At 30.8% G+C, this 13,469-nt stretch carries 9 protein-coding genes, 3 rRNA genes and 3 pseudogenes; 4 read left to right on the forward strand and 11 right to left on the reverse strand.

The window, feature by feature from the left end; genetic code table 4:
• Nucleotides 1–127 precede the first annotated feature (127 nt).
• From ABWV63_RS07275 to ABWV63_RS07295, 5 genes and pseudogenes are all read right to left on the reverse strand, one after another.
• A pseudogene (locus ABWV63_RS07275) lies at nt 128–1,241 on the reverse strand (IS3 family transposase).
• Nucleotides 1,242–1,726: 485 nt separating this feature from the next.
• Nucleotides 1,727–2,404 carry a deoxyribose-phosphate aldolase gene (gene deoC / locus ABWV63_RS07280; protein ID WP_353305807.1) on the reverse strand — a complete coding sequence of 226 codons (678 nt, stop codon included), beginning with the start codon at nt 2,402–2,404 and terminating at the stop codon, nt 1,727–1,729.
• Nucleotides 2,394–3,377 (reverse strand): Gfo/Idh/MocA family oxidoreductase, encoded by a 984-nt coding sequence (locus ABWV63_RS07285; RefSeq protein ID WP_353305808.1) that lies wholly within the window; start codon nt 3,375–3,377, stop codon nt 2,394–2,396. The genes deoC and ABWV63_RS07285 overlap by 11 nt, the downstream gene beginning before the upstream one ends.
• A gap of 11 nt (nt 3,378–3,388) precedes the next feature.
• A pseudogene (locus tag ABWV63_RS07290) lies at nt 3,389–3,922 on the reverse strand (RsmE family RNA methyltransferase).
• Nucleotides 3,923–4,419: 497 nt separating this feature from the next.
• A complete protein-coding gene (locus ABWV63_RS07295; RefSeq protein ID WP_281748339.1) occupies nt 4,420–4,635 on the reverse strand; it encodes a hypothetical protein in 216 nt (71 codons plus the stop codon).
• Between the two features lie 166 nt (nt 4,636–4,801).
• Here ABWV63_RS07295 and ABWV63_RS07300 point away from each other — a divergent pair.
• Nucleotides 4,802–5,928: pseudogene (locus tag ABWV63_RS07300) on the forward strand (IS3 family transposase).
• Here ABWV63_RS07300 and ABWV63_RS07305 read toward each other — a convergent pair.
• The 4 genes from ABWV63_RS07305 to ABWV63_RS07320 form a co-directional block, all read right to left on the reverse strand.
• Entirely contained in the window at nt 5,878–6,057 is a 180-nt protein-coding gene (locus ABWV63_RS07305; RefSeq protein ID WP_353307257.1) for a hypothetical protein, read from the reverse strand. The pseudogene ABWV63_RS07300 and the gene ABWV63_RS07305 overlap by 51 nt on opposite strands.
• Nucleotides 6,058–6,274: 217 nt before the next feature.
• A 5S ribosomal RNA gene (gene rrf / locus ABWV63_RS07310) occupies nt 6,275–6,381 on the reverse strand.
• Between the two features lie 82 nt (nt 6,382–6,463).
• A 23S ribosomal RNA gene (locus ABWV63_RS07315) occupies nt 6,464–9,400 on the reverse strand.
• Between the two features lie 192 nt (nt 9,401–9,592).
• Nucleotides 9,593–11,114, reverse strand: a 16S ribosomal RNA gene (locus ABWV63_RS07320).
• Together the 16S, 23S and 5S rRNA genes form the textbook arrangement of a ribosomal RNA operon.
• A gap of 297 nt (nt 11,115–11,411) precedes the next feature.
• On the opposite strand from ABWV63_RS07320, the gene ABWV63_RS07325 reads away from it, so the two are divergent.
• Nucleotides 11,412–11,537, forward strand: a complete 126-nt coding sequence (locus ABWV63_RS07325) for a hypothetical protein (RefSeq protein ID WP_353305809.1) — start codon at nt 11,412–11,414, stop codon at nt 11,535–11,537.
• A 210-nt stretch (nt 11,538–11,747) separates the two neighbouring features.
• Here ABWV63_RS07325 and ABWV63_RS07330 read toward each other — a convergent pair whose 3' ends face one another.
• On the reverse strand, nt 11,748–12,008 hold the full coding sequence (locus ABWV63_RS07330; RefSeq protein ID WP_353305623.1) for a transposase family protein: 261 nt from the start codon (nt 12,006–12,008) through the stop codon (nt 11,748–11,750).
• A 134-nt stretch (nt 12,009–12,142) separates the two neighbouring features.
• Complete coding sequence (locus tag ABWV63_RS07335; protein WP_353305810.1) at nt 12,143–12,601, reverse strand: transposase family protein; 459 nt, start codon at nt 12,599–12,601, stop codon at nt 12,143–12,145.
• 125 nt (nt 12,602–12,726) lie between these two features.
• Here ABWV63_RS07335 and ABWV63_RS07340 point away from each other — a divergent pair, with 125 nt between their 5' ends.
• Nucleotides 12,727–13,026, forward strand: coding sequence for a hypothetical protein (locus ABWV63_RS07340; protein ID WP_353305811.1), 300 nt, complete (start codon nt 12,727–12,729; stop codon nt 13,024–13,026).
• Complete coding sequence (locus tag ABWV63_RS07345; RefSeq protein ID WP_353305812.1) at nt 13,014–13,421, forward strand: transposase family protein; 408 nt, start codon at nt 13,014–13,016, stop codon at nt 13,419–13,421. Before ABWV63_RS07340 ends, ABWV63_RS07345 begins: the two co-directional genes overlap by 13 nt.
• Nucleotides 13,422–13,469: the final 48 nt, after the last annotated feature.

Consider the following 13,469-nt stretch of genomic DNA (forward strand, 5'->3'; position numbering starts at 1 on the left):
TTACCAGAAAAATCTATTTTTTTTGATAAGTTTTTCAAATTTTTGGAAATAAAATACTAATAATTAAAATATTTTATTTATTGTTATAAATTTAAAAATATTTTAATTATTGGAATGACAACCTTTTTTAGGACTGTTTTTTGGTAGACATTTGTGCTTGGTGTTTTATGGGGGTTAAGTAGTTTAGAGGGCTGTGGATTCTTATGTTGTTGTATCAATTGATATAATCAAATAATTCTAATTTTAATTGGATTAATGATGTAAAATTTTTATCATTAATAAATTCTGTTTTGAAAGTTTTGAAAGTTGCTTCAGCAACAGCGTTATCATAAGGACAACCTTTTTTGCTTAAAGAGCGGGTAATATTGAAGGCTAATAAAAGTTTATCAATAGTTTTATTATTAAATTCATTACCGCGATCGCTATGAAATATTTGAATATTTTTTAAACAACGATTTGAGCACATAAATGTTTGATATACTAATGATGCATCTTTTTTAGTACCTACATTTCGCGATTGTACAGGTCGATTAATAAGCGAATATATTTTCATTTACCATTAACTTGAACATAAGTTAAATCACTAACAATAACTTAATTTTTAAGCCTATTATTAAAGTCTCTATTAACAAGATTAGTAATTTGACTATCATTGACTTTATTATGATAATTTTTGTATGATAATTTAGTGTATTTTGATATTAAATTATGTTTATTCATAATTTTTTTAATTTTTCGTCTTGATAAATTAATTTTCTTTTCTTTTAGAACAACTTTTAATCTTCTTGTTACATAAGCTTCTTTATTTTCTTTAAAAGCACTAATAACAGCTTCATCATACATATTATTTTGAATTTTATCTTCTTTTTTCTTGAAATTAAAATAATATGTTGATTTAGAGATTTTTAAAAAAAGACACATTGTACGAATTTTATATTTAACTTTATTTTTAGTAATAATTTCTATTTTCTGCCTATTATTAGTGCTACTTGCTTTAAAATATCATTTTCCATTCGTAACTGTTTTAATTCTTTTCTTAATTTAATTAATTCATTTTCTTCAACAGAACGGTTATCTTTGGTTTTAAAAATGCCTGAATTAGTAAATTGCTTAATTCAATTATAAGTAGCTGCTCTTGTAACATTGTACTCTTTAGCAAGACAAGACACTGACTTACCACTTTGATATAAAGCTACTATTTGTTTTTTAAATTCATCTGAATATGAGTTAATATTGGTCATAATTATAATTCTTTTCTTTTAACTAATTTGTTCACTTGTCTACGTAATTAGTGTCCAATAAAGTGTAACCCATCCAAAGTTATTATCAACAGCTTTAATATTAATGTCTATTGTTATTTCAATTTCTGTTTTAGGTATTCTATTCTTTCCTTCATATTTATTATTCATTTCTTTTACTTTGTCAATAATTTCACTATTAATAGTTTGTTTACCAAAATTATTTGTAAATTATTTTGCAATTTGAGTTAATAATTTATCAAGTTTATTAAATAAAATTAACTTTTCATAAACTTTGTTTGCTTCTTCAAATTTAAATGACATATTTTTAAATTCTTTCTTAATTAAATTTTAATTTCGATACTCTTCTTAATAACGTTTATTACATTTATAAACTTATTAAGTTAATGATATAAAACCTAAACTTGATTTTTTTATTAAAATAGTTTACTCATTTCATTACTTTAATAGTTATTGATTTACATTAATTAATAAGCAGCCTTAGTTTCTTGTCCTGAAATAATAGCAACACCATTACTAGTACCGATTCTAGTAGCGCCAGCATTAATCATCGCCATTGCATCATCTTGATTTTTAATACCACCAGAAGCTTTAATTGCAACACGAGGACCAATATTTGCTTTCATTAATTTAATATCAGCAACCGTTGCACCACCATTAGCAAAACCAGTTGAAGTTTTAATAAAATCTGCTTTTACTTTAGTTACTAACTGACAAGCAATAATTTTTTGTTCTGTTGTTAATAAACTACACTCAATTATTACTTTTAAAATAATATTTTGTGGACATGCATTACGAACTGCTTGTAGATCTTGCAATACAAGTTTTTGAACATTATCCTTTAGTGCCCCGATATTAATAACAACATCAATTTCTTGAGCACCATCTTTAATCGCATTAATTGTTTCTGCTACTTTAGTTTGTGTAGTATTGGCACCCAATGGAAAACCAACCACTGTACATACTTTAACATTACTATTTTTTAATAAAGTAACAACACGATTAATATAAAATGGATTAATACAAACTGCTTTAAAATAATAAGTTTTAGCTTCTTTACATAATGTATCAATCATTGATAATGTTGCTTCTGGTTTTAGTAATGTATGATCAATATATTCATTTAAATTAATATTACTTTTCATAAACTTCAACTCCTAATTCATTTTCACTTTTAATAATTGCTTCAATAACTTCAAGATTCATTAAACTATGATTTAATCAATAATCTCGACTTAAATAATCTTTATTTTTAATCATTTTTACAAAATCATTTAATTCATATGTCATTAAACTTTTTTCATTGGTATTATCTGCGATTTCTTTTATTCCGTTTTTAGTATAAACCTTAATTCCGCTTAATGGATGAACTTGTGATAAAACAAGACTACTATTATGACCTATAAATTCACTTTGTGCATAAGAGGTTACTCCTTTACTACAAGTAATAGTAGTAATAGTTCCATTTTCATGCTTCAAAATAACATGATTACTTAAATTAACATCATTAGGTAATTTAATTGCCATCGCTTTAACTGTTTTTACTTTACCTAATAAATACAATACTAATTGTAATGGATATACTAAACTATCATAAGTTGAACCTTTACCAAAATCTTTATCGAAAACAGAATCATATATTCCTTTTTCAACTGATGGCATTCTTGAAGAAATACGATTAAAATTAAGGTTAACTACTTCTGGATTTATTTCATGAACTAATTTTTTTAATTTAGAAAAAATAGGTAAATGAACAGTAACATAAGCTTCTAATAAAATTATTTTTTTACTTCTTGCTAAAGAAATTAGGTCTTTAACTTCTTCAACTGTAAAAGTAATAGTTTTTTCTACCAAAACATGAATATTATTATTTAATAATAATTTACTTTGTTTGTAATGCAAACCATTTGGTGAAGCAATATAAATAGCATCAATATGTTCTATAATTTTATTTAAATCATCAGTACTATGGGCAATATTATATTTTTTTGCTCATATTTCTGCTTTATCTAAACTTCTTGAATATATACAAGTTATTTTAACTTTTTTATTAGTTAACGCTTGCTTTATAAATCTTTGAACAATTTTTCCAGTTCCAATAATACCAATTCTAATCATCTTGTACTCCTCTAACTTTTTAAACTTGTTTCATAATTAATGATTGACATTAAAAATAAAGGTGCAGTTTCAGTACGTAAAATTAATTTTACCAAACTAATATTACTAAAATTAAGTTGTGTTAAAGTTGCAATTTCTTCTTTAGTAATTCCTCCTTCGGGTCCAACTATACTTGTTATTGATGATAATGTATTATTTATTTGACTAATTCAACTAGTTTCTGATGAATTTTCATATGCAACCAAATTAAGATGAGACCGATATCACTATAATTGTTTTAAATCAAAAACAACGGGTGTAACAATCGGAATTAAATTGCGATTTGATTGTTTGGCAGCGGCTTTTGCAATATTTTGTCAACGTAAAACTTTCTGTTCTGCTTTTGTTCTTGTTAAAACACTAACACATCGTTTTAACTGCAATGGCACAATTTGATAAACTCCCAATTCCACTGCTTTTTGAATGACTAAATCAAATTTTTGTTCTTTTAATAAAGATATTACTAATGTGATTTTACATCTTAATTCTGAATTACTATTTGGCACTGTTTTTATAATTTCGCATTTAATAACTGATGTAATTTCAATAATTTTTGTTAAATATTTTTATTCTTGATGAATAATAACTATTTCGTCATTAATTTTATGACGTAATACTTTAATTAGATGTTTACTATCTTCTTCATCAAATATTAAAATATTATTAGTTTTATGGTTAGTAAAGTAGCATTCCATAGTCCACCTCTAATTTGATTATAACATAAGGTAAAAATCAAATTAACAAGTTTTAACTATCATCTTTAATTTATAAAATATAAAATTTCTTGGGAGCATACCGATGTTGTCAATAATATTGAAATTTGTCTTAAAATTATAAAGTTAGACGAGAATAATTTTGACTTCAATATGCAATTGTATGTTAATCTTAACACTTGTAAAATATCAGTCAACAATAATACTTACTTTTATAATTCAAAAATTATTATTAAAGTTTGCTTTAATAAGTTTTATTTTTGGTTTTTTTTAAAATTTAAAATATTAATTTATAATAACTGGATGGCAGTATTTATTTGATAGCATTTAAAATTAACCATTTTTGTATACATATCAATGTTATAGGTTCTATCACCAATCATATGCTTTAAAATTTGTTTAATATTGGTTTCAGTAAAACAACCAATATTTTCAACTAATGCTTGGTTTAATACACCATCTTTTGCGTTAATAAAATAACCAACTTTTAATTTTTTATATTGCAAAGTTAATGATTGCAAAAAATCAATTAATTCATAATATTGACCTTTTTCAAATAAATTTATTGCATTTTGATAGTGTGATTTAGCAATTTGTGGATGGCTTACACTTTATTGGACACTAATTACGTAGACAAGTGAACAAATTAGTTAAAAGAAAGGAATTATAATTATGGCCAATATTAACTCATATTCAGATGAATTTAAAAAACAAATAGTAGCTTTATATCAAAGTGGTAAGTCAGTGTCTTGTCTTGCTAAAGAGTACAATGTTACAAGAGCAGCTACTTATAATTGAATTAAGCAATTTACTAATTCAGGCGGTTTTAAAACCAAAGATAACTGTTCTGTTGAAGAAAATGAATTAATTAAATTAAGAAAAGAATTAAAACAATTAAGAATGGAAAATGATATTTTAAAGAAAGCAGCACTAATAATAGGTAGAAAATAGAAATTATTACTAAAAATAAAGTTAAATATAAAATTCTTACAATGTGTCGTTTTTTAAAAATCTCTAAATCAACATATTATTTTAATTTCAAGAAAAAAGAAGATAAAATTAAAAATAATATGTATGATGAAACTGTTATTAGTGCTTTTAAAGAAAATAAAGAAGCTTATGGAACAAGAAGATTAAAAGTTGTTCTAAAAGAAAAGAAAATTAATTTATCAAGACGAAAAATTAAAAAAATTATGAATAAACATAATTTAATATCAAAATACACTAAATTATCATACAAAAATTATCATAATAAAGTCAATGATAGTCAAATTACTAATCTTGTTAATAGAGACTTTAATAATAGGCTTAAAAATGAAGTTATTGTTAGTGATTTAACTTATGTTCAAGTTAATGGTAAATAAAACTATATTTGCTTATTAATCGACCTGTACAATCGCGAAATTATTGGACATAGTGTAGGTACTAAAAAAGATGCGTCATTAGTATATCAAACATTTATGTGCTCAAATCGTTGTTTAAAAAATATTCAAATATTTCATAGCGATCGCGGTAATTAATTTAATAATAAAAATATTGATAAACTTTTATTAGCCTTCAATATTACCCGCTCTTTAAGCAAAAAAGGTTGTCCTTATGATAACGCTGTTGCTGAAGCAGCTTTCAAAACTTTCAAAACAGAGTTTATTAATGATAAAAATTTTACATCATTAATCCAATTAAAATTAGAATTATTTGATTATATCAATTGATACAACAACATAAGAATCCACAGCACTCTAAACTACTTAACCCCCATAAAACACCAAGCACAAATGTCTACCAAAAAACAGTCCTAAAAAAGGTTGCCATTCCACATGCTTTGTGTTTATTCATCTAAAGATGAGATAAAACCAAGATGTCAAAGGTGTTTGTGACTTGTGAAAAATGGTGTCATGAAGAATACTAAATGTTTGATGACATTTCAAACATTTAGTATTCTTCTCAAATCAGAAACATTCAAACTAGAAGAAGCACACCTGATACATTTCATTACTTTCAACTTCGCTATATATTTCAAACAATCGTTTTCATTTTGAAATATGCTATTGAAAAATTATTTCAATTCATTTTTTCTCGACACTAGTACATGTGGGGATAATTTCCATAAAATTATTTACTTATTTTAATGTAAAAATTAAAAAAATTTGGCATCGTGATATTTTCCCATTGCTGGTATTTTCGCCGCTGGAGTGCTTAACTGCTGTGTTCGAGATGGGAACAGGTGTGACCACTCCGCCATGGACACCAAATAGTTTAGCAATTGCTCCCTAAAAACTAGAAACAGACATCTTTAAATTTGATTAATTTTGATTTGCAATAGAGAATATATTCTTCAATAAATCCTCGATCTATTAGTATCAGTAAACTGAACATATCACTATGCTTACACACCTGACCTATCAACCTTGTAGTATTCAAGGGATCTTACTTCTTTCGAATGAGAAATCTCATCTTGGAACTGACTTCGCGCTTAGATGCTTTCAGCGCTTATTCATGCCCTACATAGCTACCCAGCTGTGCCACTGGCGTGACAACTGGTGCACCAGAGGTAGGTCCATTCCGGTCCTCTCGTACTAGGAACAGCTTTCCTCAAATTTCTTGCGCCCACGACAGATAGGGACCAAACTGTCTCACGACGTTCTGAACCCAGCTCGCGTACCGCTTTAATGGGCGAACAGCCCAACCCTTGGAAGCTACTACACCTCCAGGATGCGATGAGCCGACATCGAGGTGCCAAACCTCCCCGTCTATATGAACTATTGGGAGAGATTAGCCTGTTATCCCCGGGGTAACTTTTATCCGTTGAGCGACGGCCTTTCCACACAGCACCGCCGGATCACTAAGCCCAACTTTCGTTCCTGCTCGACTTGTATGTCTCGCAGTCAAGCACCCTTTTACCTTTGCGCTCTACATATGATTTCCATTCATATTGAGGGTACCTTTGGGCGCCTCCGTTACTTTTTAGGAGGCGACCGCCCCAGTCAAACTACCTACCAGACACTGTCCTTAGACCAGATTATGGTCTCAAGTTAGAATTTCAATATAGCAAGGGTGGTATCCCAATGGTGACTCCATGCCTACTAGCGTCTGCATATCAACGTCTCCCACCTATGCTGTACAAACTACACCAAAATTCAATATCAAGTTGTAGTAAAGCTCCACGGGGTCTTTCCGTCTAATCGCGGGTAACCTGCATCTTCACAGGTACTAAGATTTCACCGAGTCTATAGCCGAGACAGCGTCCGGATCGTTACGCCTTTCGTGCGGGTCAGAACTTACCTGACAAGGAATTTCGCTACCTTAGGACCGTTATAGTTACGGCCGCCGTTCACTGGGGCTTTAGTTCAAAGCTTCGCTTACGCTAACAAATCTCTTTAACCTTCCAGCACTGGGCAGGCGTCACCCCCTATACATCGTCTTACGACTTAGCAGAGAGCTGTGTTTTTGCTAAACAGTCGCCCGGACCTCTTCACTGCGACTCATATTGCTATGAGTTCCCCTTCTCGCTAACTTACGGGGTTATTTTGCAGAGTTCCTTAGCTATAGTTATCTCGCTTGCCTTAGGATATTCTCCTTGACCACGTGTGTCCGTTCTCGGTACAGGCACCATGGTGATGTCTTTAGAAACTTTTCTTGGAAGTATGGCATCAAATGCTTCGTTACTAAGCGAACTGTTCACTCCCCATCGTACTTCAAGGTTAACGCTGTGCGGATTTGCCTACACAACCCTCTTTGTACTTAGCCCAGCACTACCAACCACTGGGACATTTTAGCCTTCTCCGTCATTCCATCAGTCACTATGGTGGTACAGGAATATCAACCTGTTATCCATCGACTACGCCTTTCGGCCTCGCCTTAGGTCCTGACTAACCCTGGGTGGACGAACCTAGCCCAGGAAACCTTGGTCAATCGGCATGAAGGATTATCACCTTCAATCGTTACTCACGCCGGCATTCTCACTTCTAAACGCTCCACTAGTCCTTCCGGTCTAACTTCGTCGCAGATTAGAACGCTCCCCTACCGCCCACAATATATGTAAACATATATACAGACCCATAGCTTCGGTACAATGCTTAGCCCCGGTACATTTTCCGCGCAGAATCATTCGACTAGTGAGCTGTTACGCACTCTTTAAAGGATGGCTGCTTCTAAGCCAACCTCCTAGCTGTCTGAACAATTCCACATCGTTTTCCACTTAGCATTGATTTGGGGACCTTAGCTGATGATCTGGGCTGTTTCCCTCACGTCCATGGACCTTATCACCCATAGACTGACTGCCAGATATGTAACAATGGCATTCGCAGTTTAATTGCATTCAGTACCCCGAGGTGGGGCCATCATACATTCAGAGCTTTACCTCCATTGCGCTAATTCTGACGCTAGTCCTAAAACTATATCGGGGAGAACCAGCTATCTCCAGGTTCGATTGGAATTTCACCGCTAGCCACAAGTCATCCACGGTCTTTTCAACGAACGTTGGTTCGGTCCTCCATTAACTGTTACATTAACTTCAACCTGCTCATGGCTAGATCACCTGGTTTCGGGTCTACGACCACATACTAAACGCCCTATTCAGGCTCGCTTTCACTTCGGCTCCGTCTTTTCAACTTAACCTTGCATGTAATCGTAACTCGCCGGCTCATTCTACAAAGGCACGCCGTCACCCATTAACGGGCTCCGACTTGTTGTAAGCATATGGTTTCAGAAACTATTTCACTCCCCTCTCGGGGTACTTTTCACCTTTCCCTCACGGTACTGGTTCACTATCGGTAATTGGTTAGTATTTAGCCTTACGCAGTGGTCTGCACAAATTCCGACAAGGTTCCACGTGCCTCGCCGTACTCAGGATACTGTCAAGAGATTTATACATTTCGCATACTGGGCTTTCACCATCTATGGCGTTGCTTCCCAACAACTTCTGCTATATATAAATTTTGTAACTCTTCATAGGTCGAACCTAATAGACAGTCCTATAACCCCAGTCTGACGACTGGTTTAGGCTGCTCCCTTTTCGCTCGCCGCTACTAAGGGAATCGCATTCGCTTTCTTTTCCTCTAGGTACTAAGATGTTTCAATTCTCTAGGTATCACTCTCCACAACTATGAATTCATTGTACAGTACTATCTGATTAAAGATAGTGGGTTTCCCCATTCGGACATCTCCGGATCAAAGCTTATTTCCAGCTCCCCGAAGGTTATCGCAGGTAATCGCGTCCTTCATCGTCTTCCAATTCCAAGGCATCCACCATACGCTCTTAATAATTTATTTTTAGAATATCCTATTACAAGATAAAAATTATCTTATTTTTTTTAAAAGATGTCTATTATCCAGTTTTTAAAGAACAATTGCTCAGAGAAAACAATCCCTGAAAACTAAACAGAACAAAAGAAGTAATCCAATAAATCATCCATCTAATTTTTTTTGTTGTCTTGGTTTCTTATTAGAAACTAAACTCCATAGAAAGGAGGTGATCCATCCCCACCTTCCGGTAGGGATACCTTGTTACGACTTAACCCCAATCATCAACCCTGCCTTTGGCAGCTCCCTCCTTGCGGTTAGGACACTGACTTCTGGCATTGCCAACTCTCGTGGTTTGACGGGCGGTGTGTACAAGACCCGAGAACGTATTCACCGCGACATTGCTGATTCGCGATTACTAGCGATTCCGACTTCATGAAGTCGGGTTGCAGACTTCAATCCGGACTGAGACTGACTTTTTGAGATTTGCTTGACCTTGCGGTTTAGCGACTCTTTGTATCAGCCATTGTAGCACGTGTGTAGCCCAGGTCATAAGGGGCATGATGATTTGACGTCGTCCCCACCTTCCTCTAGCTTACACTAGCAGTCTCCTTAGAGTCCCCAACTTAATGCTGGCAACTAAGGACAAGGGTTGCGTTCGTTGCTGAACTTAACCAAACATCTCACGACACGAACTGACGACAACCATGCACCACCTGTATTCTTGTTAACCTCTACTATATCTCTATAGCTTCGCAAGGCATGTCAAGACCTGGTAAGGTTCTTCGCGTTGCTTCGAATTAAACCACATGCTCCACCGCTTGTGCGGGTCCCCGTCAATTCCTTTGAGTTTCACTCTTGCGAGCATACTACTCAGGCGGAGTACTTAATGCGTTAACTACAGCACTGCCTCATGGCAACACTTAGTACTCATCGTTTACGGCGTGGACTACTAGGGTATCTAATCCTATTTGCTCCCCACGCTTTCGTGCCACAACGTCAGTAATAGGCCAGTTAGCCGCCTTCGCCACTGGTGTTCCTTCATATATCTACGCATTCCACCGCTACACATGAAATTCCACTAACCTCTCCTATACTCTAGTAATGTAGTTTCCAAGGTGGTTAGGGGTTGAGCCCCTAAATTTAACCTCAGACTTGCAAAACCGTCTACGCACGCTTTACGCCCAATAAATCCGGATAACGCTTGCCACCTATGTATTACCGCGGCTGCTGGCACATAGTTAGCCGTGGCTTTCTGGTAAGGTATGGTCGATACTAAAATCATTTCCTATTCTAGCACTTCTTCCCTTACAACAGACTTTTACAATCCGAAGACCTTCATCAGTCACGCGGCATCGCTCCATCAGGCTTTCGCCCATTGTGAAAAATTCCATACTGCTGCCTTCCGTAGAAGTTTGGGCCGTGTCTCAGTCCCAATGTGGCCGTTCATCCTCTCAGATCGGCTACGCATCGTTACCTTGGTAAGCCATTACCTTACCAACTAGTTAATGCGCCGCATCCCCATCAATTAGTGAAGCAAATGCTCCTTTCATTATTTATCATTGCAAATAAATAACATATGCGGTATTAGCTGTCGTTTCCAACAGTTATTCCCCGCTAAATGGTAGGTTAGATACGTGTTACTCACCCGTTCGCCACTAAAGTATTGCTACTTTCGTTCGACTTGCATGTATTAGGCATGCCGCCAGCGTTAATCCTGAGCCAGGATCAAACTCTCAATAAAATTTTTTTGTTAAAAGATGATGTCTGACTTATTTAATTTTTAATAAAAAATTGACGGATTAATTTTTGTTCTATTTAGTTTTCAAAGATCGTTTTTTCTAGTTTGTAACCCATTTATTTTAGGGCACAATAATTATCTTACAGAAAACAAAACCCAATGTCAATCAAAATAATAGTAAAAATATAAATATTTTTTTCTTATAAAAAAATGGTTTAAATTTTACTAATATACTTAAGACATATTCCGTAAATAAATTTTTTAACAGTCAATTAATAAATTAATAAGGTGTTGATAAAAATGAATTTTGGAAATTTAAAAAAATTAAAAAATGAACAATTTTATAGATATTTTGGTATAAAACGTTTTCATTTTGATGAAATGTTAACAAAATTAATTGAAATAGAAAATATTAAAAAAAACTAAAGGTAGAAAAGACATATTCCGTAAATAAATTTAATCAATTGTCAATAATAATATTTATAAATTTTTTAGTGTTAATAATTATAGAAGTTAATATTTTTAAAAAAATACTTTAAAAATAAATTTATATTTCAAACACAAAAATTGTTAATATTGTTTTTATATTAACTTGATAAAAATTTAAATTTTTAAAAAAATATTTTTAATATTTTTTTATTTTAATGGTTTTGTTTTATTAAAAATTTCACAAAGTAAGTTAAATCTTAAGTACATAAGTCTAAATATACTTTTTCTACATTTATTTATTAAAATTTTGAATCTTTTTAATCAAGCAAAAACATGTTCAACTTTAATTCTAATTTTTGAAATAATTTTGTTGTAGATTTTTTCTTGTTTAGTTAATTTTTTATTTTTAGTTTTTTTAATTGGTAATATAGTATTTTTATAAATATTTTGTATTCCTTGATATCCCAAATCACCAATAATTATTGTTTTTTCTGAAAATTCAAGATTTTAATTTTTTAATATTTTAAAATCATGTACTTTTCCATTATCAGCAAAAATATCAACAATTTTTTTATTAAAAAAGTCATATATAATTTGAAATTTTATAGAAAACATTCAACTTTTACCAGAAAAATATTATAACTGTAGTTTTTTTTAGTTGGTCTTTTAATTTCAATTTCAGTTGAATCAATTAAATAAAATTGAAATTCATTTAAATCTTCTTGTTTTTTCTCAATTTTTGATTTATATTTTGTTTTTAAAAACTGATAATCTTTGTCATAACTAAGTTTATTTTCTACTCAAGTAATATTTCAAAAACAAATTGATGCACTCATTTTATATTTAATACTCATTTGGAAAAAAGTATAATATTCTTTTCAGTATACTAAAGTCATCATCAATCTTTCTTCAACTGAAAGTTTATATTTTCTACCTTTAGTTTTTTTTAAATTTTCTATTTCAATTAATTTTGTTAACATTTCATCAAAATGAAAACGTTTTATACCAAAATATCTATAAAATTGTTCATTTTTTAATTTTTTTAAATTTTCAAAATTCATTTTTATCAACGCCTTATTAATTTATTAATAAATAAATTATAAAATAAATTTTAAATTATTAATTTACTTTTAAAAAATTTATTTATGGAATATGTCTAAAATATAAACTTTCAGTTGAAGAAAGATTGATGATGACTTTAGTATACTGAAAAGAATATTATACTTTTTTCCAAATGAGTATTAAATATAAAACGAGTGCATCAATTTGTTTTTGAAATATTACTTGAGTAGAAAATAAACTTAGTTATGACAAAGATTATCAGTTTTTAAAAACAAAATATAAATCAAAAATTGAGAAAAAACAAGAAGATTTAAATGAATTTCAATTTTATTTAATTGATTCAACTGAAATTGAAATTAAAAGACCAACTAAAAAAAACTACAGTTATAATATTTTTCTGGTAAAAGTTGAATGTTTTCTATAAAATTTCAAATTATATATGACTTTTTTAATAAAAAAATTGTTGATATTTTTGCTGATAATGGAAAAGTACATGATTTTCAAATATTAAAAAATTCAAATCTTGAATTTTCAGAAAAAACAATAATTATTGGTGATTTGGGATATCAAGGAATACAAAATATTTATAAAAATACTATATTACCAATTAAAAAAAATAAAGGTAGAAAATTAACTAAACAAGAAAAAATCTACAACAAAATTATTTCAAAAATTAGAATTAAAGTTGAACATGTTTTTGCTTGATTAAAAAGATTCAAAATTTTAATAAATAAATGTAGAAAAAGTATATTTAGACTTATGCACTTAAGATTTAACTTACTTTGTGAAATTTTTAATAAAACAAAACCATTAAAATAAAAAAATATTTTTAATATTTTTTTAAAAATTTAAATTTTTATCAAGTTA

It is taken from the genome of Spiroplasma ixodetis, assembly GCF_040369795.1.
In the GTDB taxonomy this organism is placed as follows: Bacteria; Bacillota_I; Bacilli_A; order Mycoplasmatales; family VBWQ01; genus Spiroplasma_E; species Spiroplasma_E ixodetis_B.